This is a genomic window from Pseudomonas sp. BAY1663, assembly GCF_000582595.1.
Classification (GTDB): Bacteria; Pseudomonadota; Gammaproteobacteria; order Pseudomonadales; family Pseudomonadaceae; genus Stutzerimonas; species Stutzerimonas stutzeri_AF.
Genome location: NZ_AZSV01000040.1, coordinates 14568 through 39318, shown reverse-complemented (window position 1 = coordinate 39318; position 24751 = coordinate 14568). Strand labels below are relative to the sequence as shown.

Sequence of the window (24751 nt, the reverse complement as noted above, 5' to 3'; positions counted from 1 at the left end):
GGTCATCGCCCCGGTCCGGCGCTGGTGGACCCTGGCGCTGGCCGGGGCGGCCGCGCTGGCGGCCGAGCTCGTGCATTTCAGTGGCCAGGAGGGTAGCTGGCCGGTCTTCGTCCTGGCGCTGCTGGCCATCGGCCTGTGCGGGCTGGGGACCTACCGCAAGGGCTGGATCGCCCTGAAGAACCGCAACCTCAACATCAACGCGCTGATGAGCATCGCGGTGACCGGCGCGCTGCTGATCGGCCAGTGGCCGGAAGCGGCCATGGTCATGGTGCTGTTCACCGTCGCCGAGCTGATCGAGGCCAGATCGCTGGACCGCGCGCGCGACGCCATCCGCGGCTTGATGACACTGGCCCCGGAGCAGGCCAGCGTGCAGCAGACCGATGGCAGCTGGATCGTCTTGCCGCTGGCCGAGGTGCCGCTGGGGGCGCGGGTGCGGGTGCGCCCCGGCGAGCGCATCGGCCTGGATGGCGAGGTGCTCGCCGGCCGCTCGACGGTCGACCAGGCGCCGATCACCGGCGAGAGCCTGCCGCTGGACAAGGGCCCGGGCGACCCGCTGTTCGCCGGCACCCTCAACGGCGCCGGCGAACTGGAGTACCGCGCCACCGCGCTGGCCGGCGACACCACCCTGGCGCGCATCATCCATGCGGTGGAGCAGGCCCAGGCGTCGCGGGCGCCGACCCAGCGCTTCGTCGACCGCTTCGCGCAGGTCTATACCCCGGCGGTGGTGCTCTTCGCTCTGGCCGTCGCCGTGCTGCCGCCGCTGCTGATGGATGGCGCCTGGTTCGACTGGATCTACCGCGCCTGGTGCTGCTGGTGGTGGCTTGCCCCTGTGCGCTGGTGATCTCGACCCCGGTGACCATCGTCAGCGGTCTGGCGACGGCGGCGCGCAAGGGCATCCTGGTCAAGGGCGGGGTCTACCTGGAAAGCGGCCGGCATCTGGCCCGCCTGGCGCTGGACAAGACCGGTACCGTCACCCACGGCCGGCCGCGGCAGACCGATCATCAGGCGCTGGTGGCGGATGTGGATGGTAGCTTCCGGGCCGTGGCCGCCAGCCTGGCGGCGCGCTCCGACCATCCGGTGTCCCAGGCACTGGCCCACCGGGCGCGGGAGGAGGGCATCGAGCCGCTGGCGGTCGAGGACCTGCAGGCCCTGGCCGGGCGCGGCGTGCGTGGCCGGGTGGCGGGGCAGGATTACCAGCTCGGCAATCACCGCCTGGTGGAGGAGCTGGGCCTGTGCAGCGCCGGGCTGGAGGCGCGCCTGGATGCCCTGGAGCGCCAGGGCAAGAGCGTGGTGGTGCTGTGCGATTCGGTGCGCCCGCTGGCGCTGTTCGCCGTGGCCGACACGGTGAAGCAGAGCAGCCGTGCGGCCATCGCCGAACTGCACGAACTGGGAATCAAGACCGCCATGCTCAGCGGCGACAACCCGCACACGGTACAGGCCATCGCGGCCCAGGTGGGCATCGACGAAGCCTTCGGCAACCTGCTGCCGGCCGACAAGCTCGACGCCATCGCGCGCCTGCAGGCCGAGGGACGCCCGGTGGGCATGGTCGGCGACGGCATCAACGATGCGCCGGCCCTGGCCAGGGCCGAGATCGGCTTCGCCATGGGCGCCGCCGGCACCGATACCGCCATCGAAACCGCCGACGTGGCGCTGCTGGACGACGACCTGCGCAAGATCCCCGCCTTCGTCCGCCTGTCGCGCGCCACCGTCGCCATCCTGCGGCAGAACATCGCCCTGGCCCTGGTGATCAAGGCACTGTTCCTGGGCTTCGCCCTGGCTGGCCAGGCGACCATGTGGATGGCGGTATTCGCCGACATGGGCGTCAGCCTGCTGGTGGTGTTCAACGGCCTGCGCCTGCTGCGGGCCTGAGCGGCAAGGCATGTCTCAGCTGCATGTTGTTGCTCGACGTATGAAGCGGTCCTGGATGTCCGTAGGAGGTGCCTCCGCGTCTTTGTCGCGGCACTGTCGCGCGGGGGCAGGGGCCTGTAGGAGCGCGCCATGCGCGCGAACCCGGCCCTGCGAAAGCATCGAGTGCTCCGTTCCGGCTTTGCCCGGGTGTGGTGCGAACCCCGTTCGGCGGGTTGCAACCCGCCCTACGCCTGCACGCTGGGCTTTGAAATCTTCTTCATAAAAAACAATGCGTTATTTTATGTTTGATGAGAGTGGGCGGGGACGCCGAGTCCATGCCCGCGAATAGCTGCACGCAAAAAGCCTCGCGGGCATGGCCCGCTCCTACGGGGATGCGTCCATCCGCAGTGGAGAGCTCAGATATAGCCTTTATAAGCAAGTGACTCAGTCGGTCGCGTCGAAGCGCCTGGCCAGCCCGGCGATCAGTTCGCGTTCGCTGCGGATGAAACCGAGGAACGCCTGGGCCACCGGCGACAGGCGGCGACCGCGGAGGTTGACCGCGCACCAGCTGCGAAACAGCGGCAGCTCCGCCACCGGCAGTTCGCGCAGCAGGCCCTGGGCCAGTTCCTGGTACACCGCGTGGCGCGGCAGCAGGGCCAGGCCGAGGCCGGCGATCACCGCCTCGCGTTGGGCATCCAACGAGCCGATCTCCAGGGTCTGGGCGAAATGCGCGCGCTTCTGGTGGCAGTATTCCTCGCAGGCCTTGCGCGTGCCGGAGCCGCTTTCGCGCACCAGCAGCGGGTAGGCGGTGAGGTCCTGCAGTTGCAGCTCGCCGCGCGCGCACAGTGGATGTTCCGGCGGCGCTACCGCGACGATGGGGTTGTTGAGAAAGGGCAGGAAGTCCAGCGGCATGTCCGCGGGCACCTGGCTCATGATCAGCAGATCGTCGCGGCTGAGGTTCAGGCGGCGCACCGCCTGGGCATGGTTGACCACCACCAGCTGCAGGCTGACCTCCGGGTGCAGGCGCCTGAACGCGGCGAACAGGTGCGGCGTGATGTACTTGGCGCTGGATTCCACCGCCAGGTTCAGTTGCCCCTGCAGCGAGCCCTGCAGGTCGGACAGCTGCATGTCGAGGCTGTCCAGGCGGCCGAAGATATCGGTGCTGGCACGCTGCAGCGCTTCGGCGGCGTCGGTGAGGTAGAGCTTCTTGCCGACATATTCGAACAGCGGCTGGCCGACCAGCTCTTCCAGCTGGCGGATCTGCAGGCTCACCGCCGGCTGGGTCAGCGCCATTTCTTCCGCGGCGCGGCTGTAGGAGCGGCTCTCGCAAACCGCACGAAACACCTGCAACTGGCGCAATGTCATGCGCATCAGCGATTTTCGCATCCTGTTCTCCGCTATTCATCGAAGGATGGCTGTATCGGCTCATGCCCGACGTAACCTTGACCATCCGGCCAAGATTACGCCAAATAGCCGTTATCTATAAGTTTTTACTTATTCTAAAGCAAACAATTATTCATTTTCAGTAATCGCCCCAGCGGGCGTAGGGTGAAAAAACTCGCTGCCATAGGCGAGTGATCATCGGCCCGGCATCGGGTCGCCTGCTCAACGATCCGAGGGAAGACAGCGTGATCAAGAAGCTGCTGATCGCCAACCGCGGGGAAATCGCGGTGCGCATCGTCCGCGCCTGCGCCGAAATGGGCGTGCGCTCGGTGGCGATATTTTCCGAGGCCGACCGCCATGCGCTGCACGTCAAGCGCGCCGACGAGGCCTACTTCATCGGTGAGGACCCGCTGGCCGGCTACCTGAACCCGCGCAAGCTGGTCAACCTGGCGGTGGAAACCGGCTGCGATGCGCTGCATCCCGGCTACGGCTTCCTCTCCGAGAATGCCGACCTGGCGGACATCTGCGCCGAACGCGGGATCAGGTTCGTCGGCCCTTCGGCCGAGGTGATTCGCCGCATGGGCGACAAGACCGAGGCGCGGCGCAGCATGATCAAGGCCGGCGTGCCGGTCACGCCGGGTACCGAGGGCAATGTCGCCGATCTCGCCGAGGCGCTGCGCGAGGCCGAGCGTATCGGCTATCCGGTGATGCTCAAGGCCACCTCCGGCGGCGGCGGGCGCGGCATCCGCCGCTGCAACTCGCGGGCGGAGCTGGAGGCGGCCTACCCGCGGGTGATCTCCGAAGCGACCAAGGCCTTCGGCAGCGCCGAGGTGTTCCTGGAAAAGTGCATCGTCGAGCCCAAGCACATCGAGGCCCAGGTGCTGGCCGACAGCTTCGGCAACACCGTGCACCTGTTCGAGCGCGACTGCTCGATCCAGCGCCGCAACCAGAAGCTCGTCGAGATCGCGCCGAGCCCGCAGCTGACCCCCGAGCAGCGTGCCTACATCGGTGACCTGGCCGTGCGCGCGGCCAAGGCGGTGGCTACGAGAACGCCGGTACCGTGGAGTTCCTGCTCGCCGACGGGCAGGTCTACTTCATGGAGATGAACACCCGGGTGCAGGTGGAGCACACCATCACCGAGGAAATCACCGGCATCGACATCGTCCGCGAGCAGATCCGCATCGCCAGCGGCCTGCCGCTGTCGGTCAAGCAGGAGGACATCCAGCATCGCGGTTTCTCCCTGCAGTTCCGCATCAACGCCGAGGACCCGCGCAACAACTTCCTGCCCTGCTTCGGCAAGATCACCCGCTACTACGCCCCCGGCGGCCCGGGCGTGCGCACCGACACGGCGATCTACACCGGCTACACCATCCCGCCGTATTACGACTCCATGTGCCTGAAGCTGGTGGTCTGGGCGCTGACCTGGGAAGAGGCGCTGGCGCGCGGCTCGCGCGCGCTGGACGACATGCGCGTGCAGGGCGTGAAGACCACCGCCACCTACTACCAGCAGATTCTCGCCAATCCGGACTTCCGCAGCGGCCAGTTCAACACCAGCTTCGTCGACAACCATCCGGAACTGCTGAACTACTCAATCAAACGCAAGCCGGGCGAACTGGCCCTGGCCATCGCCGCCGCCATCGCCGCCCACGCAGGCCTGTGAGGAACGCACCATGACCGTCCAGAAGAAAATCACCGTCACCGACACCATCCTGCGCGACGCCCACCAGTCGCTGCTGGCGACCCGCATGCGCACCGAGGACATGCTGCCGATCTGCGACAAGCTCGACCGCGTCGGCTACTGGTCGCTGGAAGTCTGGGGCGGCGCGACCTTCGACGCCTGCGTGCGCTTCCTCAAGGAAGACCCCTGGGAGCGCCTGCGCCAGCTCAAGGCGGCGCTGCCCAACACGCGCCTGCAGATGCTCCTGCGCGGGCAGAACCTGCTCGGCTACCGCCACTACAGCGACGACGTGGTCGAGGCCTTCGTCGCCAAGGCCGCGGAGAACGGCATCGACGTGTTCCGCATCTTCGACGCGATGAACGACGTGCGCAACCTGGAAACCGCCATCCGCGCGGTGAAGAAGAGCGGCAAGCACGCCCAGGGCACCATCGCCTATACCACCAGCCCGGTGCACACCGTCGAGGCCTTCGTCGAGCAGGCGCGGCAGATGGCGGCGATGGGCATCGACTCCATCGCCATCAAGGACATGGCCGGGCTGCTCACCCCTTACGCCACCGGCGAGCTGGTCAAGGCGCTGAAGGCGGCGCTGCCGGAGCTGGAGGTGGTGGTGCACTCGCACGACACCGCCGGCGTGGCCAGCATGTGCCAGCTCAAGGCGGTGGAGAACGGCGCCGATCGCATCGACACCGCCATCTCCAGCATGGCCTGGGGCACCAGCCATCCGGGCACCGAATCCATGGTCGCCGCGCTCAAGGGCACGCCGTACGACACCGGCCTGGATCTGGAACTGCTGCAGGAGATCGGCCTGTACTTCTACGCCGTGCGCAAGAAGTATCACCAGTTCGAGAGCGAGTTCACCGGCGTCGACACCCGCGTCCAGGTCAACCAGGTGCCCGGCGGGATGATTTCCAACCTCGCCAACCAGCTCAAGGAGCAGGGCGCGCTGCATCGCATGGACGAAGTGCTGGCGGAGATCCCCAAGGTGCGCAAGGACCTCGGCTATCCGCCGCTGGTTACCCCGACCTCGCAGATCGTCGGCACCCAGGCGTTCTTCAACGTGCTCGCCGGCGAGCGCTACAAGACCATCACCACCGAGGTGAAGTACTACCTGCAGGGCCGCTACGGCAAGGCGCCGGCGCCGGTCAACGAGCACCTGCGCTTCCAGGCCATCGGCAGCGAGGAGGTCATCGAGGGCCGCCCGGCCGACCTGCTGCCGCCCGAGCTGGACAAGCTGCGCAAGGACATCGGCGCCCTGGCCGGGAGCGAGGAGGACGTGCTGACCTACGCCATGTTCCCCGACATCGGCCGCAAGTTCCTCGAGGAGCGCGAGGCCGGCACCCTGCAGCCCGAGGCGCTGCTGCCGATTCCCGGCAGCGCGGGCGTCGCCGGCCAGGAAGGCGTGCCGACCGAGTTCGTCATCGACGTGCACGGCGAGAGCTACCGTGTCGACATCACCGGGGTCGGCGTCAAGGCCGAGGGCAAGCGCCACTTCTACCTGTCCATCGACGGCATGCCGGAGGAAGTGGTGTTCGAGCCGCTCAACGACTTCGTCGGCGCCGGCGGCAGCAAGCGCAAGCAGGCCAGCGCGCCGGGCGACGTCAGCACCACCATGCCGGGCAACGTGGTCGACGTGCTGGTCAAGGAAGGCGATGCGGTCAAGGCCGGCCAGGCGGTGCTGGTCAGCGAGGCGATGAAGATGGAAACCGAGATCCAGGCGCCGATCGCCGGCACCGTCAAGGCCGTGCACGTCGGCAAAGGTGACCGGGTGAATCCGGGAGAAGTCTTGATCGAGATCGAGGGCTGAGTGAAGGCTGGCGCGGCGATCCGCTTGCGCCAGGCCAGCGTCGTCCTGCCTCGCCGGGCCGGGCTGCGCAACGGACAGCGGAACGCGCGGCGCTGGCAACGCGTCCCCTTTGGGAGCCCATGCGGCTCCTTTTTTTCGGGCAGCTCGATTTCCGAGCTGTGGAGAATCTAGATGGGCATCGACCCGGTAGTGCTGTTCTTCGTCTTCGGCCTGCTCGCCGGGCTGGTGAAGAGCGAGTTGAAATTACCGCCAGCGCTCTACGAGACGCTGTCGATCGTACTGCTGCTGGCGATCGGTCTGCATGGCGGGGTGGAGCTGGCCGAGCAGGCCAGTGCGGCGTTGCTCGGCCAGTCGCTGTTGGTGCTGGCGCTGGGCGTGCTGCTGCCGATCCTGGCGTTCGGTTTGCTGCGCGGCCTGCGCTTCGACCGGGTCAACGCCGCGGCGGTGGCGGCGCACTATGGTTCGGTGAGCGCCGGTACCTTCGCCGTGGTGGTGGCGTACCTGGCGGCGCGCGAGATGTTCTTCGAAAGCTACATGCCGCTGTTCGTGGCGATCCTCGAGATTCCGGCGATCCTGGTGGGCATCCTGCTGGCCAAGGGCGTCTCGCGCGATACCGACTGGAAGGAGCTGGGCCGCGAGATCTTCCTCGGCAAGAGCATCATGCTGCTGCTCGGCGGCCTGCTGATCGGGGCGATCGCCGGCAAGGAGGCGATCAAGCCGCTGGAGCCGCTGTACACCAGCATGTTCAAACCGGTGCTGGCGTTCTTCCTGCTGGAGATGGGCCTGATCGCCTCCGGCCAGCTCGGCTCGCTCAAGCGCTACGGGGTCAAGCTCGCCGCCTTCGCCCTGGCGATGCCGCTGATCGGTGCGCTGATCGGCGCGCTGCTGGCGCGCTTCATGGGGCTCTCGTTGGGCGGCACGGCGATGCTCGCCACGCTGGCGGCGAGTGCGTCCTACATCGCGGTGCCGGCGGCGATGCGCCTGGCGGTGCCGGAGGCCAATCCGTCGCTGTCGCTGACCGCGTCGCTGGGCATCACCTTTCCGTTCAACATCCTGATCGGCATTCCGCTCTACCTGGCCCTGGCCGAGCGGCTGATCGCCTGGGGGTTCTGAGATGAACGCGCACAATCGAACACTGCTGACCGTGATCTGCGAGGCGGCGCTGGAACACAAGCTGGAGGCCGACCTGAAAACCCTGGGGGCTCCGGGCTGGACCCTGTCCGACGCCCGCGGCAGCGGCAGCCGCGGCGTGCGCAGCGCCGGCTGGGACAGCGACGGCAACATCCGCCTGGAGGTGATCTGCAACCGCGAGCTGGCCGAGCGCATCGCCGAGCACCTGCAGGCCCGCTACTACGCCAATTTCGCCATGGTCTGCTACCTGGCCGAGGTGGAAGTGCTGCGCCCGGAGAAGTTCTGAGCCGCGCTGTGATGCCGTGGCCCGCGCGGGCGTCCATCCTCCACCAGGACCGATGGAGCTGACGATGCACGCGCTGTTGCAGGAGATTCTCGACGAGGTGCGCCCGCTGCTCGGGCAGGGCCGTGTGGCCAGTTACATCCCGGCCTTGGCCGACGTGGCGCCCGATCAGCTGGGCATCGCCGTGTGCAGCGCCGACGGCGAGCTGTTCCAGGCCGGCGACGCGCAGACGCCGTTCTCGATCCAGAGCATTTCCAAGGTATTCAGCCTGGTGCAGGCCATCGGCCATCGTGGCGAGTCGCTATGGGAGCGCCTCGGCCATGAGCCTCCGGGCAGCCGTTCAATTCGCTGGTGCAGCTGGAATTCGAACGCGGCCGTCCGCGCAATCCGTTCATCAACGCCGGCGCGCTGGTGATCTGCGACGTCAACCAGTCGCGCTTCGCCACGCCCGAACTGTCGATGCGCGACTTCGTCCGCCACCTCTCCGGCAACCCGCTGATCGTCTCGGATACCCGCGTCGCCGAGTCCGAGTACCAGCACCGCGCGCGCAACGCCGCCATGGCCTATCTGATGCAGTCGTTCGGCAACTTCCACAACGACGTCGAGGCGGTGCTGCGCAGCTATTTCCACCACTGCGCGCTGCGCATGAGCTGCGTCGACCTGGCCCGTGCGTTCGGCTTCCTCGCCCGCGACGGCGTCTGCCCGCAGAGCGGCGAGGCCGTGCTGGCGCCGCGTCAGGCCAAGCAGGTCAACGCCATCATGGCTACCAGCGGCCTCTACGACGAGGCCGGCAACTTCGCCTATCGGGTCGGGCTGCCCGGCAAGAGCGGCGTCGGCGGCGGCATCGCCGCGGTGGTACCCGGCCGCTTCACCGTCTGCGTCTGGTCGCCGGAGCTCAACGCCGCCGGCAACTCGCTGATCGGCATGGCCGCGCTGGAGGCGCTGTCGCAGCGCATCGGCTGGTCCGTATTCTGACGCGCCGTGATGGCGCCTACCTTTGCAACTGGAGAACTGAACATGAGCGACGGCAAGACGAGCGAAACCGCCCAGGAGGCCCTCGAACACATCGTCTCAGGCGTCAAGCGCTTCCGCGAGGAGGTCTACCCGCAGCAGCGCGAACTGTTCAAGAAGCTCGCCTACGAGCAGACGCCGCGGGCGATGTTCATCACCTGCGCCGACTCGCGGATCATTCCGGAGCTGATCACCCAGAGCTCGCCCGGCGACCTGTTCGTCACCCGCAACGTGGGCAACGTGGTGCCGCCGTACGGGCAGATGAACGGTGGCGTTTCCACTGCGATCGAGTTCGCCGTGATGGCCCTCGGCGTGCAGCACATCGTCGTCTGCGGTCATTCCGACTGCGGTGCGATGAAGGCGGTGCTCAACCCCGCCGAACTCGAACGCATGCCGACGGTGAAGGCCTGGCTGCGGCATGCCGAGGTGGCGAAGATCGTCGTCGAGCAGAACTGCGGCTGCGCCAACCACGACACCCTGGGCATCCTCACCGAGGAGAACGTCGTCGCCCAGCTCGACCACCTGCGCACCCACCCCTCGGTGGCGGCGCGCCTGGCCAGCGGGCAGCTGTTCATCCATGGCTGGCTGTACGACATCGAGACCAGCGAAATCCGCGCCTACGACGCCGAGCAGGGCAGGTTCCGCCTGATCGGCGACGGCCCGCTGCCGATGGCCACGCCCAAGCCGCGCTACCTGCAGAGCTGAAGCCTGGCCACGAGCTGCGGCGCGTCCTCCGGGCGCGCTCAGCGGCTGCCGGCGAGCACCTTGCCGCGATCGCGGATCAGGTAGCAGAGATCGGGGGTCTTGCTGCAGCCGGCGTAGCCTTCGCCGATGACCGCGTCGAGTGCCTGCTGCAGGCGCTCGACCACCTCGTCCGGGGTGTCGCGGCTCAGCGCCAGGTAGAGCGGCTCGCTGCGAAAGTTCAGCACCACCTGCAACTGCCGCTCCTCCACGCCCTGCTGGCGCGCATAGTAGCGCCACACCGGGTCGGCGACGGCCCAGAGGTCGATCCGTCCGCCGAGCAGCTTGCGCAGGTTTTCCGGGTCGCTGAGGCTGTCGCCCGGCGCCAGGCCCTGGCTCTCGAGGTAGAGGTTCACGCTGCCGTTCTTGTAGCCGCCGATCCGATAGTTGCCGGCCTGGGCCAGGCTTTGCAGCTTCAGGCCGCGCTCGGGCAGTGCCAGCAGCACGCTGTCGTGGTGCGCCAGCGGCCCGACCCACTTGAACAGCCCGGCGTTCTGCGTGGTCCGGGCGACCGAGAACAGGCCGTGGTCGGCGTCCTGCAGGGTCTGTTCGTAGAGCCTGCTCCAGGGCCCGCGCAGGGCCAGGCTGTAGGCGATGCCGGCGCGCTTGAAGATTTCCCGCACGGTGTCGGCGCCGATCCCTTGCACTTCGTCGCCGCGGGCGAAGTTCTTCAGGTTGGGCGCCATGTTGAACGGCGGGAAGTTGTCGGTCTGCAGGATGACGCGGTAGTTGTCCGGCAACTCGGCATGGACGCCGGCGGCGCCCGTCAGCAGCAGGGCGAACAGCGCGCAGGCGGTGCTGGATCTGGCCATGACATCGGCTCCTTGATGCGATTTGTTTTTATTGTTGGCGCGGGCAAGGGTAGCGGGCCTCTGCCCGCCTCGCCACTGGCGCAAGCCCCGGACGGTCGGGGATGGCCGCTCAACGGGCGGGAATGGGTTTTTCCGAGCTTGATGCTATGATCCGGCGCTGCCGCCAGTCCTCTCACTTAGCGCCCCGCCCGCGGTTCGCTGGAGCCCAGCCGTGCCCACGAGACGTCCCATCGGGCTGCGCCAGTGGATCTGGCGTGCCTTCGTTCGCAGTGCCCTGATTCCGCTGATCCTGGTGGAAACGGCACTCATCGCCGTCTACCTGCTGACCAACAGCGCCATTCGCGACGCGCAGATCGAGCACCTGCGCCAGACCGCGCTGACCGACCTGCAGGCTTCGGTCAACCTGGAGTCGCGGTTGATCAACGAGCAACTGAGCCAGATCGCCGCGCTGACCGAGCTGTACCGCAACCTCACCGCCGACGCCCTGCTCGCTGGCGAACCGGCGCTGCCGCCGGCGCTGGCATTGAGCCCCGGCGGGGTGCGCTACAGCCCGGCCGACGACGGTGGCGCGGCGGTCTTCTATTCCAGCGCCACCCCGGCCGGGCGGCAGGATCTGGACAAGATCGCCCGGCTGCGCCGTCTCGAGCCGCTGATGAGGGAGCTGAAGGCGCGCCATCCGCTGGTGGCCAGCCTGTACTTCAACAGCTGGGACAGCCTCAACCACATCTACCCCTGGTTCTTCACCCTCGACCAGTACCCGGCGGACATGGACATCCCCGCCTACAACTTCTATTACCTGGCCGATGCCGCGCACAACCCGGCGCGTGGCGTGGTCTGGACCGAGGTCTACCTCGACCCCGCCGGGCACGGCTGGATGATGTCGGCCATCGCCCCGGTGTATCGCGGCGATTTCCTCGAAGGGGTGGTGGGTATCGACATCACCGTCAGCGGCATCCTCGAGCAGATCGGCCAGCTGCGGGTGCCCTGGAGCGGCTACGCCCTGCTGGTCGACGACGACCTGTCGATCATGGCGCTGCCCGAGCCCGGCGAGAAGGATTTCGGCCTCGCCGAGCTGACCGATCACTCCTACCTGGAGGCGATCCGCCGGGAGATGTTCAAGCCCGAGGACTTCCGCCTCGACCGGCGCGGCGAGACCGCCGAGCTGGCCGCGGCCATCGCCGGGCGTACCCGCGGGGTGCAGCAGGTCAGGCTTGGTGGCCGGCCGCAGCTGGTGGCCTGGACCACCGTGGCGCAGACCGGCTGGCATCTGCTGGCGGTGGTCGACGAGGCCGAGGTGTTCCGCCAGACCCACACCCTGGCCAGCCGCTACCAGCATCTCGCTACCTGTTGATCGCCGGCCTGGTGCTGTTCTACATCGGCTTCTTCGCCTTCATGTGGTGGCGTGCACGCCGGCTCAGCCAGGCGCTGCTGAGGCCGATCGCCGGTATCTCGCGGGCGATGGGCGAGATCGGCCTGGGCCGCTGGCGCCCGCAACCGGTGCAGGCGCAGATTCGCGAGCTGGACGAGATGGCCCGGCACACCCTGGCCATCGGCCAACAACTGGAGCATAGCGAGACGCAGCGCTCGCATACCCAGAGCCGCCTGGAACTGGTGCTGGAGAGCGCCACCGAAAGCCTCTGGGAGTACGACCTGCGCGACGGCATGCTGCAACTGCGCGGCAACATGGTCGGCCGCTTCGGGCTACCGTCCGGGCGGCTCAACGGCGAGCGCTTCCGCGAGCGCATTCACCCCGACGACCTGCCGGCGGCGCTGGCGCAAGTGCAGCGAATCCAGCAGGGGCTGCAGCAGCGCTACGAGGCCGAGTACCGCTTCGCCGACGCCACGGGCCGCTACCATTGGCTGCTGACCCGCGGTCGGGTGCTCGAATGCGACCCGCAGACCGGCCTGGCCTGGGTCCTGGCCGGCACCCATGTGGATATCGATGCGCTCAAGCGTGGCGAGGAAGAGCTGCGCGCGGCGACGTTGCAGGCGCAGGCCGCCAGCGAGGCGAAGAGCCACCTGCTGTCGGGCATCAGCCATGAACTGCGCACCCCGCTCAATGCGATCCTCGCTTCGCCCAGCTGATGCGCATGGATTGCGACGACGAGAGCCAGGCCGAGGCCGCCGAATACCTGGACGAAATCCTCCTCGCCAGTCGCCACCTCAACCAGCTGCTGGCGGAGATCCTCGAGTGGTCGAGCCTGCAGACGGAGCGACCGCGGCTCGAACTGCAGGCGGTCGAGGTGCGCGGCCTGGTCCGCGAGTGTGCCGAGATGATCACCCTGGAAATCCAGCAGCGCGGCCTGGAGCTGGACCTGCAGCTGCCGGAGGCGCGGCTGCGGGTGTTCGCCGAGCCGCTGCGCCTGCGCCAGGTGCTGCTGAACCTGCTGTCCAACGCGATGAAGTACAACGTCCCGCAGGGGCGCATCGGCCTGCGCGTGGAAGCCAGCAGCGCCTGCGTGCGCATCCTGGTGGAGGACACCGGCCTGGGCATCGACCCGCAGCAGCAGGGGCAGGTCTTCGAACCTTCCAGCGCCTGGGTCGGGAGAACAGCGTGATCCAGGGCACCGGCATCGGCCTGTCGCTGTGCCTGGAGTTCGCCCGGCTGATGAATGGCCAGATGGGCCTGCACAGCGAGCCGGGCGTCGGCAGCCGTTTCTGGATCGAACTGACGCGTGCGCCCGACGGGGACGGCCAAGGCTGAGGACCGCTCAGTCGGCGCGCTCGCCGCACAGGTCCAGGGCGAACCAGTGCGCCACCTCGGCCGGCGCCAGCCCGGCGCCGAGCAGGGCGAACAGCTTGCCCAGCGCCGCCTCGCGGGTCATTCCGCCGCCGCTCAACAGCCCGCAGGCGGCCAGCTTGCTGCCGGCGGCATACAGGCCGAACTCGACGTGCCCCTGCGGGCACTGGCTGATCGCGACGACCACCACGCCGTTCGCCTGTGCCTCCTGCAGCGCGGCCAGCAGCTCGGCATCGTCCGTCGGCCCGGTGCCGCTGCCGTAGCATTCCAGCACCAGCCCTTGCACGCCGCTGGCCAGCAGCGCCCGTAGCTGGGCGGCCTGCACGCCGGGAAACAGCGGCAGCACGGCGAGATCGACCGGCCGGCGCGGGGTGCGGTAATCGAGGCTGGACGGAATGGCCGCGGCGCGCTGGCCGCGGCGCTGGCGTGGCGGCTCGGCGAAGGCGTCGAGAGTCGCCGTGCCCAGCTTGCTGGCGCGTGCGCCATGCAACAGGGCACCGTGGAAGTACAGGTGCACGCCGGGCGCCACCCCAAGCTGCAGCGCCTGCATGGCGCCGAACAGGTTGTCCCAGGCATCGCTGCCCGGCACGCCGGCCGGCAGCATGGAGCCGGTCAGCACGACCGGCAGCCCCAGCCCCAGCAACAGGAAGCTCAGCGCCGCGGCACTGTAGGCCAGGGTGTCGGTACCGTGCAGCACCAGCACGGCGTCGCAACCGTCCGCTTCGACGCCGCGGCGGATGGCCGCGACCATGGCCAGCCAGTTGTGCGGGTTCATGTTGGCGCTGTCGATCGGCGGCAGCAGTTCGCGGAACTGCCACTCCGGCAGCTGCCGTTCCGGGTGCAAGGCCTGCTGGGCGCGCAGTCGCTCGGCGAAGCCGGAGGCGGGCATCAGCCCGTCGGCGCTCTGCTGCATGCCGATGGTGCCGCCGGTGTACAGCACCAGGAGTTTTCTGGAAGCCGGCATGGGATCTCCTCGAAGGGTGGGAGTTGATGCGGTCCCTGTAAGAGCCCGGGCGTCCCCCCGGGCTCCTACAAAAAGCCTCAGGAACGAGTGGCGGCGTCGTCCCCGGCCTTGGCCGGCCAGGCGGCAGGGTCGAGATCGAGATCGGCGAACTGCGCGGGATCGAACACCGGCGACTCTACACCGGCCTTGCGCTGGTTGTCGTAGTCGCGCATCAGGCGCAGGCCGACCTTGAACAGCAGTGCCAGGGCGATCAGGTTGCAGATCGCCAGCAGGCCCATGGTGACGTCGGCGAAGGCGAATACGGTGCCCAGGTCCTGCACCGAACCCCAGAGCACGAGGATGATCACCAGCACGCGATAGATCACCACCGGGGTGCGCTTCTCGGTGAAGAAGCCCAGCGCGTTCTCGCCCAGGTAGTAGTTGTAGATCAGCGTGGTGAATACGAACAGCAGCAGCGCGATGCTGACGAATACCCGGCCCCACTCGCCAACGACGGCGGCGACGGCGGTCTGGGTCAGCACCACGCCGGCCTGGTCCATGCCCGGCTCGTAGGCGCCGGAGAGCAGGATGATCAGCGCGGTGCAGCTGCACAGGATGATGGTGTCGATGAACACCGACAGCGACTGTACGATGCCCTGTGCCACCGGGTGCTTGACCTCGGCCACGGCGGCGACGTTCGGCGCGCTGCCCAGGCCCGCCTCGTTGGAGAACAGGCCGCGCTTGACGCCCATCAGGATGGCTGCGCCGATGCCGCCGGCGAAGGCCTGCTCGAGGCCGAAGGCGCTACGGAAGATCAGGCCGAAGGTCTCCGGTACCGCGCTGGCGTTGCTGCCGATGACGAACAGCGCCATGCCCAGGTAGGAGAAGGCCATGACCGGCACCAGCACGTCGGCCCACTTGGCGATGCGGCGGATGCCACCGAAGATGATGCCGCCGATCACCAGGGTCAGGGCGATGCCGCTGGCCACGGTGGGTACGCCGAAGGTGTCGTGCAGCGAGCTGGCGACGGTGAACGACTGCACGGCGTTGAAGCCGAAGCCGAAGGTCATCAGCAGCAGGATCGACACGACGATGCCCAGCCAGCGCTGGCCCAGACCGTGCTGGATGTAGAACGCCGGGCCGCCGCGGTAGGTGCCGTCCGGTTCGCGGCGCTTGTACAGCTGCGCCAGCGAGCACTCGAAGTAGCTGGTGGCCATGCCCACCAGGGCCACCACCCACATCCAGAAGATTGCGCCGGGGCCGCCGAGCATGATCGCCACCGAGACCCCGGCGATGTTGCCCGCGCCGACCCGGCCGGCCACCGAGAGCATCAGCGCCTGGAAGGAGGAGAGCTGCCCCGGCTGCCGCTCGAAGGCGTGGCCGAAGATCGTGAACATGTTGCCGAAATAGCGGAACTGGACGAAGCCGGAGCGGATGGTGAAGAGCAAGCCCAGGCCGATCAGCATGACGATCAGCAGTTTGCTCCAGATAAGGTCGTTGAGAAGGTCGAGCATGGCGATGTTCACCTTGTTGTCGTTGTTAGGGCATCCGGCGCGCGCCGCTGCGCCGTGCAAGCCGGGGATGTTTCAACAGCAGGGGTACGCGGAGCAATTTCGCGGCTGGCCGCGATATGACGCGACCTGATGCTAGAATGGCGACACTCGCGTCAGATCAGGGCCAACGCCTGTGACCTCCCACCTCGCTGAAAATCTCAAGCTGCTGTGCAGCCATTACCGCTCCATCGCCGAGGTGTGCCGCAAGCTCGCCATCAATCGCGCCCAGTTCAACAAGTACCTGGGCGGGCAGAGCCGGCCGACGCCGTTCAACCTCAAGCGCATCGGCGACTTCTTCGGGGTGGAAGGCTACGAGCTGGAGATGCCGCCGGAGCAGTTCGCCCGGCTGGTCGGTGCGCGCCACCCGGAGGCCCAGGCCGGGCCGCGGACGATCCGTTGCTGACGCTGCTGCAGCCGCTGCGTGAGCAGGCCACGAGCCTGTCGCGCTACTGCGGCTACTACTTCGAATACGCCAACTGCCTGTCGGTGCCGGGCAGCGTGCTGATCTCCCTGGTGCACCTGCGCGAGGAGAACGGCCTGTACCTGTTCGAGCGCCAGGAGCGCCAGGAACGCGCCAGCCCGACGCTCGGCCAGGCCGAGGACTGGGTTCGCTGTCGCTACCTGGGCGCTGCGTTCGGCCTGCAGGACCGCCTGTTCCTGATCGACTACGAGTCGCTGACGCTCAACGAGATGAGCCAGACCATCCTCATTCCCAGCTTCAAGAGCCGCATCACCCGCCTCAACGGCTGAAGACCGGCGTCTCCTCAGGCGATCGGCGTACGCCGGCCTGCACCCGCGTGGTCTGGGAATTCCTGGGCAAGGAGATCAACCGCGTCAGCGCCTATCGCCAGGTGATGCTCTACAGCCCGGACGACCCGCGCATCGACCCGGAGATCCGCGAGCGTCTGGCGACCTCGCACGTGGAGAACGGGCTGTTCGGTATCGACTGAGGCATTCCCTGCGCTAACGGCTACGGCCCGAGCGCTCGGCGATTCCTGCTTGAAGCAAGGCGCGCTGGCAAGCAGCGGGGCGCTCACTCCTTGTTGCCGCTGTCGTAGATCGCGCGATCCAACTCCTGCTCGCTGCGACCGACCAGGGTGGTGGTCATCAGGTCGCCGGCGACGTTCACCGTGGTGCGCGCCATGTCGAGGATGCGGTCGATTCCGGCGATCAGCGCCACGCCTTCGAGCGGCAGGCCGGCGGCGGTGAGCACCAGGCCGAGCATGATCAGCCCGGCGCCGGGAATGCCGGCGGTGCCGATGGAGGCCAGCGTCGCGGTGAGGATGATCATCGCGTACTGCCCGGCGCCCAGGTCGATGCCGAAGGCTGGGCGATGAACAACGCCAGCACGCCCTGGTAGATCGCCGTGCCGTCCATGTTGATGGTGGCGCCCACCGGCAGCACGAAACCGGCCACGCCCTCGGACACGCCGAGGTTCTTGCGTGCGCATTCGATGGACACCGGCAGCGTGCCGGAGCTGCTGGACGTACTGAAAGCCACTGCCAGCGCCGGGGTGATACCCTGGAAGAAGCGCAGCGGATTGAGCCGCCCCAGCAGGCCGAGCAGCCCGCCGTAGACCAGCAGCACATGGGCGATGCTGGCCAGGTAGATCACGCCGATCACGCCCGCCAGCGGCAGCAGCACTTCGGCGCCATGGCTGCCGACCACGCCGGCGGTCAGGGCGAAGACGCCGATCGGCGCGACGCGCATCACCAGGTCGGTGAGCTTGTAGAAGGTCTCGGCCAGCGCATCGAACAGGCGCACCGCCGGCGCGCCGCGCTCGCCGATCAGGTTGATGCTCACACCCAGAGCGATGGCGAAAACGATGATCTGCAGGATGTTGCCTTCGGCAAAGGCGGTGACCGGGTTGGACGGCACCAGGCCGACCAGGATCGACACCAGCGAGGGCGCCTGCTTGGCCTCCTGGGTGCCGCTGGCGACCATGTTCATCCCTTCGCCGGGGCTGAACAGCGCGCCGAACAGCAGGCCGATGCTGACCGCAAAGGCGGTGGTCACCAGATAGATGGCGATGGTCTTGAGGCTGATGCGCCCGAGCTTGGCGCTGTCCTGCATCGAGGTGATGCCGGCCACCAGCGAGACGAACACCAGCGGCACGATGAGCATCTTGATCGCGTTGAGGAACAGCGTGCGACGGGGGCCAGCAGCTGCGCATCCGCGCCGAAGGCCATGCCGGCGGCGACGCCGAGGGCCAGGCCGATGAGGATCTGCTGCCAGAGCGGCAGGCGGACGAGCAGGCGCAGAGGGGCGGAGAGGGTCGTACTCTGGGTCATGGAATTTTCCTGTTGTTGTTATTGTGCGGACGGGCCGCGGCGGGCGGCCCGCAGCGAGGCCCGGCCATGTGACCGGGCCGGCGGGGTGATCAGGCCTTCAGCGGCACCAGCCGCGGCGCGATCATGTTTTCCGGGCGCAGGATGTCGGCCAGGGTGGCTTCGTCCAGCAGCCGCTCCTCGCGCACCAGCTCCAGCACGCCGCGCCCGCCGAGCAGCGCCTGGCCGGCGATGCGCGTGGCGTTCTCGTAGCCGATGTAGGGGTTGAGTGCGGTGATCAGGCCGATGGAGTTCTCCATCAGCTGGCGGCAGTGCGCCTCGTTGGCGCTGATGCCGTTGACGCAGTGCTCGCGCAGCATGTCCATGGCGCGCTGCAGCAGGCGGATCGAGTCGAACAGCTTGTAGGCGATCAGCGGCTCCATGACGTTGAGCTGCAGCTGCCCGGCCTCGGCCGCCAGGGTCAGCGCCAGGTCGTTGCCGATCACCTCGAACGCCACCTGGTTGACCGCCTCGGGGATCACCGGGTTGACCTTGCCCGGCATGATCGAGCTGCCCGGCTGGCGCGGCGGCAGGTTGATCTCGTTGATGCCGGTGCGCGGGCCGCTGGAGAGCAGGCGCAGGTCGTTGCAGATCTTCGACAGCTTCACCGCCAGGCGCTTGAGCATGCTGGAGAAGGTGACGAAGGCGCCCATGTCGGAGGTGGCCTCGATCAGGTCGGCGGCGGGTTTCAGCGGCTGCCCGCTGATGGTGGCCAGGCGTTGCACGGCCAGCGCCTGATAGCTGGGGTCGGCATTGATACCGGTACCGATGGCGGTGCCGCCGAGGTTGACCTCGACCAGCAGTTGCGGGGCGATCGACCGCAGGTGTTCGAGGTCCTCGCCGAGGGTGGTGGCGAAGGCGCGGAATTCCTGGCCGAGGGTCATCGGCACCGCATCCTGCAGCTGGGTGCGGCCCATCTTGAGGATGTGCGCGAATTCGGCCGACTTGCCGGCGAAGGCCTGCACCAGGCTGTCGAGGCTGGCCAGCAGGGTGTCATGGCCGAGCAGCAGGCCGAGGCGGATGGCGGTGGGGTAGGCGTCGTTGGTCGACTGCGCCATGTTCACGTCGTTGTTCGGGTGCAGGTGGCGGTACTCGCCCTTGGCGTGGCCCATGTGCTCCAGCGCCAGGTTGGCGATCACCTCGTTGGCGTTCATGTTGGTCGAGGTGCCGGCGCCGCCCTGGATCATGTCGACCACGAACTGCTCGTGGTATTCGCCGCGGATCAGCCGCGCGCAGGCCTGGCTGATCGCCCGGTGCTGGGCCTCGGCGAGATGCCCCAGCTCGCGGTTGGCATCGGCGGCGGCCTGCTTGACCATGGCCAGGGCGACCACCAGCTTGGGAAAGTGCGACAGCGGCACGCCGGAGAGACGGAAGTTGTTCAGCGCGCGCAGGGTCTGGATGCCGTAATAGGCATCGGCGGGTACTTCGAGCGGGCCAAGCAGGTCTTTTTCGAGGCGAAAGGATGCAGCGCAGGACATGATGACTCTTATCCAGGGGGAAAGCGGCAGTGGCCGCGACGGGCGCTAACATAAGGGTTACGGCCGCCAGGCGGCCAATGCCGTTATCCGCTGCCCCATGCATGATCGGCATAATGATGCTGTGACGCCGTTCGGTCGATGAGCGTTATTGCGCACAGGCAGAGCCGGGAGGGCCGCATGAACATCGAGACCAAATGGCTGGAAGATCTCGTCGCGCTGGCGGCGACGCGCAGCTTTTCCCAGGCGGCGGAGCGCCGCTTCGTCACCCAGCCGGCGTTCAGCCGGCGCATCCGCAGCCTGGAGAACACCCTGGGGCTGACCCTGGTGAACCGTACGCGCACACCGGTGGAGCTGACCGAGGCCGGCCAGCTGTTCCTGGTCACCGCGCGCAACATGGTCGAGCAGGTCGGCGAGGTGGTGCGCTACCTGCACAACCTCGAGGGCCAGCGTGGCGAGGTGCTGCAGATCGCCGCGGCGCATTCGCTGGCGCTGGGCTTCTTCCCCGAATGGCTGGCGCAGCTGCGCCGCGACGGCGTGCCGGTCAACAGCCGGCTGGTGGCGACCAACGTCGGCGAGGCGGTGCATTCGCTGCGCGAAGGCGCCTGCGACCTGATCCTCGCCTACCACGACCCGGAAGCCACCCTGCAGATGGACCCCGAGCTGTTCCCCTCGCTGGCGCTGGGGCGCACCGAGATCGTCCCGGTATCCGCGGTGGACGAGGCCGGTGCGCCGCTGTTCGATCCCGACGGCGGACAGAGCGTGCCGCTGCTGGCCTACAGCGCCGGCGCCTCGCTGGGCCGCTCGGTGAACGCGCTGCTGCGCCAGCGCGGGCTGCGCTCGACCACGGTCTACGAGACGGCCATGGCCGACAGCCTGAAGAGCATGGCGATGCAGAAGCTCGGCCTGGCCTGGGTGCCGCGCCTGAGCGTGAGCGCCGAGCTGGCGCGGGGCGAACTGGTGGTCAGCGGCGGGGCGCACTGGCGGGTGCCGCTGGAGATCCGCCTGTACCGCTGTGCGCTGGTGCGCAAGGCGCCGGTGCGGCTGCTCTGGCGCAAGCTGGAAAGCGGCGCCGGCCAGCCGGCCGTCGCGCCGCTCGAACGCTAGGGCCCGTTATCGCGACATGCAGGACTCGGCGTCCCCCGGCTCCTGCGAAAAGCGCTACGTGCCCATGTTCAGCACGATGCGGCCCTCGATCGCGCCGGCGCGCATCTGGTCGAAGATCTGGTTGATGTCGTCCAGTTGGCCGGCATGGATGGTGGCCTTGACCAGGCCCTCGGCGGCGAAATCCAGCGCTTCCTGCAGGTCGGCGCGGGTGCCGACGATCGAGCCGGTGATGCTGATGGCCTTGAGCACCACGTCGAAGATCGGCGTGGGGAAGTCGCCCGGCGGCAGCCCCACCAGCGCCACCGTGCCGCGCCGGCGCGCCATGCCGATGGCCTGGCCGAAAGCGCTGTTGGAGACCGCGGTGACCAGCACGCCATGGGCACCGCCGATCTCGCGCTGGATGACCGCCACCGGATCCTCGCTGCGGGCATTGACGGTCAGGCTGGCGCCGAGTTTCTTCGCCAGTTCCAGCTTGGCGTCATCGACGTCCACCGCCGCCACGTGCAGCCCCATCGCCCGGGCGTACTGCACCGCGACATGACCCAACCCGCCGACGCCGGAAATCACCACCCACTGACCGGGACGGGCCTCGGTCATCTTCAGGCCCTTGTACACCGTGACCCCGGCGCAGAGGATCGGCGCGATCTCGTCGAACGCCACCGCCTTGGGCAGGATGCCGACGTAGTCGGGGTCGGCCAGCACGTACTCGGCGTAGCGCCATTGACCGAATAGCCGGTGTTCTGCTGCGCGGCGCAGAGGGTTTCCCAGCCGGTCAGGCAATGTTCGCAGCAGCCGCAGGCGCTATACAGCCAGGGCACGCCGACGCGGTCGCCCTCCTTGACGCGCGTCACGCCGCTGCCGACCGCGGCGACGTAGCCGACGCCCTCGTGGCCGGGAATGAACGGCAGGCTGGGGCGCACCGGCCAGTCGCCTTCCACCGCGTGCAGGTCGGTATGGCAGACGCCGCAGGCCTCGATCTTCACCAGGATCTGCCCGGGGCCGGGCAGTGGGACCTTCACTTCCTCGATCCGCAGCGGTTCGCCGAAGGCATGTGCCACGGCGGCTTTCATGGTCTGGGTCATGGGGGAGTCTCCTGTGCAGTAGGAACGCCCGGTCTGCGCTCCTGAAAGGCATCGCAATTGACTTCGGGCAACTCTAGCGCCTATTCAGAACTTTGCCGCGCGCATGGTCGCGGGTGCCGGCGGGCCGGGGCTTGCGCTATACTGCGCGGCCCTCGGTCGGACCGGTTCCGGCCATGTTTCCTGCACGGCCGCGCTGGCTTCAGCGCGGCCGTTGTTCCTGATGCGCCCGCAGGCGCCGAAGAGAGGCACGACGATGACCGCACTGGTAGGCGTGATCATGGGCTCCAAGTCCGACTGGTCCACCCTCAGCCACACCGCCGACATGCTGGAAAAACTGGGCATTCCCCATGAAGTGACGGTGGTCTCCGCCCACCGCACCCCGGACCTGCTCTTCCAGTACGCCGAACAGGCCGAAGCCCGCGGGTTGCGCGTGATCATCGCCGGTGCCGGCGGCGCCGCGCACCTGCCGGGCATGTGCGCGGCCAAGACCCACCTGCCGGTGCTCGGCGTGCCGGTGCAGTCGTCGATGCTCTCGGGCGTCGATTCGCTGCTGTCGATCGTGCAGATGCCCGCCGGCGTGCCGGTCGCGACCCTGGCCATCGGCAAGGCCGGGGCGGTCAATGCGGCGCTGCTGTCGGCGAGCATCCTCGGCCACGAATTCCCCGAGTATCACGCCGCGCTGAAGACATTCCGCGACGAGCAGACCCAGACCGTGCTGGACAACCCGGACCCGCGCGGCTGAGCGGGTTCTACACTTGCCATCGGCGCGCGCGGATGGCCGCCTAACGAAGGGCCGTGAGTTATGAAAATTGGTGTGATCGGTGGCGGCCAGCTGGGCCGCATGCTGGCCCTGGCGGGCACTCCGCTGGGCATGAGCTTCGCTTTCCTCGACCCGGCGCCGGACGCCTGCGCCCAGGCCCTCGGCGAGCACATCCGCGCCGACTACGACGACAAGGAACACCTGCGCCGGCTGGCCGACGAGGTGGACCTGGTGACCTTCGAGTTCGAGAGCGTGCCGGCCGAGACCGTGGCCTTCCTTTCGCAGTTCGTGCCGGTCTACCCGAGCGCCGAAGCGCTGCGCATCGCCCGCGACCGCTGGTTCGAAAAATCCATGTTCAAGGACCTCGGCATCCCCACCCCGGAATTCGCCGACATCCAGTCGCAGGCCGACCTCGATGCCGCGGTGGCCGCCATCGGCCTGCCGGCGGTGCTCAAGACCCGCACCCTGGGCTACGACGGCAAGGGCCAGAAGCTGCTGCGCAAGCCGGCCGACGTCGCCGGTGCCTTCGCCGAACTGGGCAGCGTGCCGTGCATCCTCGAAGGCTTCGTGCCGTTCACCGGCGAGGTCTCGCTGATCGCCGTGCGCGGCCGCGACGGCGAAACCTGCTTCTACCCGCTGGTACACAACACCCACGAGAGCGGCATCCTGCGCCTGTCGGTGGCCAGCAGCAACCACCCGCTGCAGGCGCTGGCCGAGGACTACGTCGGCCGCGTGCTCGAGCAGCTGGACTACGTCGGCGTGCTGGCCTTCGAGTTCTTCGAGGTGGACGGCGGCCTGAAGGCCAACGAGATCGCCCCGCGCGTGCACAACTCCGGGCACTGGACCATCGAAGGCGCCGAGTGCAGCCAGTTCGAGAACCACCTGCGCGCGGTGGCCGGCCTGCCGCTGGGTTCGACCGCCAAGCTGGGCGAGAGCGCCATGCTCAACTTCATCGGCGAGGTGCCGGAGGTGGCCCGGGTCGTCGCCATCGAGGACTGCCACCTGCACCACTACGGCAAGGCCTTCAAGGCCGGACGCAAGGTCGGCCACGCGACGCTGCGCTGCCCCGACCGCGCCACCCTGGACCGGCAGATCACCGCCGTGGAGACGCTGATCCCCCACCCGTGACCGCCCGGCCGTCCGGCTGCGGCGAACGGTGCCAGAGCCCTCGGGTCCATTGGTTACCCTTTCGGACCTGAGGAGCATATTCATGGGCATCATCGGCACCATCATCATCGGCCTGATCGTCGGCCTCGTCGCGCGTTTCCTCAAACCCGGCGACGACAGCATGGGCTGGATCATGACCATCCTGCTGGGTATCGGCGGCTCGCTGCTGGCCACCTACGGCGGCCAGGCGCTCGGCCTGTACCAGGCCGGCGAGGGCGCGGGCTTTATCGGCGCCGTGGTCGGTGCGATCATCCTGCTGGTGATCTACGGCGTGGTGACCAGCCGCAAGCACTGACTCGCCGCGGGGCCGTTCCGCGGCCCCGTTCATTTTCCACGTAGCCGCCATGCGCCCATTCATCGTTTCGCTGCTCTGCTGCCTCGCACTCGCTTCCACCGCCCACGCCGCGCTGCCGGAACTCGACTGGCTCGAACTGATGCCGCCCGAGGATCGCCAGGCGCTGGAGGAAATGCCCGAGATCGACCACGCGACCCCCGAGGCCCTGGGTTTCAGCGACCAGGGCGGGCTCAGGCAGGAGGCCGGGCTGCCGGCGGTGATGTACTCGGCCAAGACCGTGGCGGCACTGGACGGCCGCGAGGTTCGCCTCGGCGGCTACCCGGTGCCGCTGGAAAGCGATGCCCGCGGGCGCAGCACCGAGTTCTTCCTGGTGCCCTATCCCGGCGCCTGCATCCACGTGCCGCCGCCACCGCCGAACCAGATCGTGCTGGTGCGCTACCCCAAGGGCATCGCCCTGGAAGACATCTACGCGCCGCTGTGGGTCGATGGCCGGCTGCAGGTCGAACCGGTCAGCAACGATCTGGCCGACGCGGCCTACGCGCTCGACGCCGGCACCGTCGAACTGGTCGACGAAGATGATCTCTGAGGCGTCGTAGGTTGGGTCGGGGCAC

Annotated in this window: 15 protein-coding genes and 7 pseudogenes; 15 read left to right on the top strand and 7 right to left on the bottom strand. The window is 68.1% G+C overall.

Annotated elements, in window-relative coordinates:
- Together BAY1663_RS12875 and BAY1663_RS24475 are read left to right on the top strand one after the other, a co-directional pair.
- Positions 1-1869, top strand: a pseudogene (locus BAY1663_RS12875) (heavy metal translocating P-type ATPase); the annotation flags it as partial.
- 129 nt (positions 1870-1998) lie between these two features.
- Positions 1999-2157 carry a hypothetical protein gene (locus tag BAY1663_RS24475; RefSeq protein WP_164838454.1) on the top strand — a complete coding sequence of 53 codons (159 nt, stop codon included), beginning with the start codon at positions 1999-2001 and terminating at the stop codon, positions 2155-2157.
- A gap of 135 nt (positions 2158-2292) precedes the next feature.
- Here BAY1663_RS24475 and BAY1663_RS12870 read toward each other — a convergent pair whose 3' ends face one another.
- Positions 2293-3219, bottom strand: a complete 927-nt coding sequence (locus BAY1663_RS12870; protein WP_164838455.1) for a LysR family transcriptional regulator — start codon at positions 3217-3219, stop codon at positions 2293-2295.
- Between the two features lie 257 nt (positions 3220-3476).
- Here BAY1663_RS12870 and BAY1663_RS12865 point away from each other — a divergent pair.
- The 6 genes and pseudogenes from BAY1663_RS12865 (at position 3477) to BAY1663_RS12840 (ending at position 9843) form a co-directional block, all read left to right on the top strand.
- Positions 3477-4891 (top strand): annotated as a pseudogene (locus BAY1663_RS12865) (acetyl-CoA carboxylase biotin carboxylase subunit).
- 10 nt (positions 4892-4901) lie between these two features.
- Positions 4902-6713: a sodium-extruding oxaloacetate decarboxylase subunit alpha gene (gene oadA, locus BAY1663_RS12860; RefSeq protein ID WP_037041415.1), complete on the top strand. Its 1812-nt coding sequence runs from the start codon at positions 4902-4904 to the stop codon at positions 6711-6713.
- A gap of 171 nt (positions 6714-6884) precedes the next feature.
- Positions 6885-7826 (top strand): sodium-dependent bicarbonate transport family permease, encoded by a 942-nt coding sequence (locus BAY1663_RS12855; protein WP_037041413.1) that lies wholly within the window; start codon positions 6885-6887, stop codon positions 7824-7826.
- 1 nt (position 7827) lies between these two features.
- Positions 7828-8130, top strand: a complete 303-nt coding sequence (locus tag BAY1663_RS12850; protein ID WP_037041411.1) for a P-II family nitrogen regulator — start codon at positions 7828-7830, stop codon at positions 8128-8130.
- Between the two features lie 64 nt (positions 8131-8194).
- Positions 8195-9102: pseudogene (gene glsB / locus BAY1663_RS12845) on the top strand (glutaminase B).
- 42 nt (positions 9103-9144) lie between these two features.
- Positions 9145-9843: a carbonic anhydrase gene (locus tag BAY1663_RS12840; RefSeq protein ID WP_037041408.1), complete on the top strand. Its 699-nt coding sequence runs from the start codon at positions 9145-9147 to the stop codon at positions 9841-9843.
- A 38-nt stretch (positions 9844-9881) separates the two neighbouring features.
- On the opposite strand, the gene BAY1663_RS12835 is transcribed toward BAY1663_RS12840, so the two are convergent.
- Entirely contained in the window at positions 9882-10691 is an 810-nt protein-coding gene (locus BAY1663_RS12835) for an ABC transporter substrate-binding protein (protein WP_037041406.1), read from the bottom strand.
- Between the two features lie 211 nt (positions 10692-10902).
- Between BAY1663_RS12835 and BAY1663_RS12830 the strand changes: the two are divergent.
- Positions 10903-13395, top strand: a pseudogene (locus BAY1663_RS12830) (sensor histidine kinase).
- A 7-nt stretch (positions 13396-13402) separates the two neighbouring features.
- On the opposite strand, the gene BAY1663_RS12825 reads toward BAY1663_RS12830, so the two are convergent.
- A complete protein-coding gene (locus BAY1663_RS12825) occupies positions 13403-14395 on the bottom strand; it encodes an asparaginase (RefSeq protein ID WP_037041404.1) in 993 nt (330 codons plus the stop codon).
- A gap of 77 nt (positions 14396-14472) precedes the next feature.
- Positions 14473-15888, bottom strand: a complete 1416-nt coding sequence (locus BAY1663_RS12820; protein WP_037041418.1) for a sodium:alanine symporter family protein — start codon at positions 15886-15888, stop codon at positions 14473-14475.
- Between the two features lie 172 nt (positions 15889-16060).
- Between BAY1663_RS12820 and BAY1663_RS12815 the strand changes: the two are divergent.
- A pseudogene (locus BAY1663_RS12815) lies at positions 16061-16877 on the top strand (helix-turn-helix domain-containing protein).
- 83 nt (positions 16878-16960) lie between these two features.
- Here BAY1663_RS12815 and BAY1663_RS12810 read toward each other — a convergent pair.
- A pseudogene (locus tag BAY1663_RS12810) lies at positions 16961-18218 on the bottom strand (dicarboxylate/amino acid:cation symporter).
- An 89-nt stretch (positions 18219-18307) separates the two neighbouring features.
- Positions 18308-19732 carry an aspartate ammonia-lyase gene (locus BAY1663_RS12805; RefSeq protein ID WP_037041402.1) on the bottom strand — a complete coding sequence of 475 codons (1425 nt, stop codon included), beginning with the start codon at positions 19730-19732 and terminating at the stop codon, positions 18308-18310.
- Between the two features lie 177 nt (positions 19733-19909).
- Here BAY1663_RS12805 and BAY1663_RS12800 point away from each other — a divergent pair, with 177 nt between their 5' ends.
- Positions 19910-20836: a LysR substrate-binding domain-containing protein gene (locus BAY1663_RS12800; RefSeq protein WP_037041400.1), complete on the top strand. Its 927-nt coding sequence runs from the start codon at positions 19910-19912 to the stop codon at positions 20834-20836.
- A gap of 54 nt (positions 20837-20890) precedes the next feature.
- On the opposite strand, the pseudogene adhP reads toward BAY1663_RS12800, so the two are convergent.
- Positions 20891-21918: pseudogene (gene adhP, locus BAY1663_RS12795) on the bottom strand (alcohol dehydrogenase AdhP).
- Between the two features lie 253 nt (positions 21919-22171).
- Here adhP and purE point away from each other — a divergent pair.
- The 4 genes from purE (at position 22172) to BAY1663_RS12775 (ending at position 24726) form a co-directional block, all read left to right on the top strand.
- Positions 22172-22660 carry a 5-(carboxyamino)imidazole ribonucleotide mutase gene (gene purE / locus BAY1663_RS12790; protein ID WP_037041396.1) on the top strand — a complete coding sequence of 163 codons (489 nt, stop codon included), beginning with the start codon at positions 22172-22174 and terminating at the stop codon, positions 22658-22660.
- Between the two features lie 60 nt (positions 22661-22720).
- Entirely contained in the window at positions 22721-23806 is a 1086-nt protein-coding gene (locus BAY1663_RS12785) for a 5-(carboxyamino)imidazole ribonucleotide synthase (protein ID WP_037041394.1), read from the top strand.
- A gap of 82 nt (positions 23807-23888) precedes the next feature.
- Entirely contained in the window at positions 23889-24140 is a 252-nt protein-coding gene (locus tag BAY1663_RS12780) for a GlsB/YeaQ/YmgE family stress response membrane protein (RefSeq protein WP_037041392.1), read from the top strand.
- Between the two features lie 49 nt (positions 24141-24189).
- Complete coding sequence (locus BAY1663_RS12775) at positions 24190-24726, top strand: DUF3299 domain-containing protein (protein ID WP_037041390.1); 537 nt, start codon at positions 24190-24192, stop codon at positions 24724-24726.
- Positions 24727-24751: the final 25 nt, after the last annotated feature.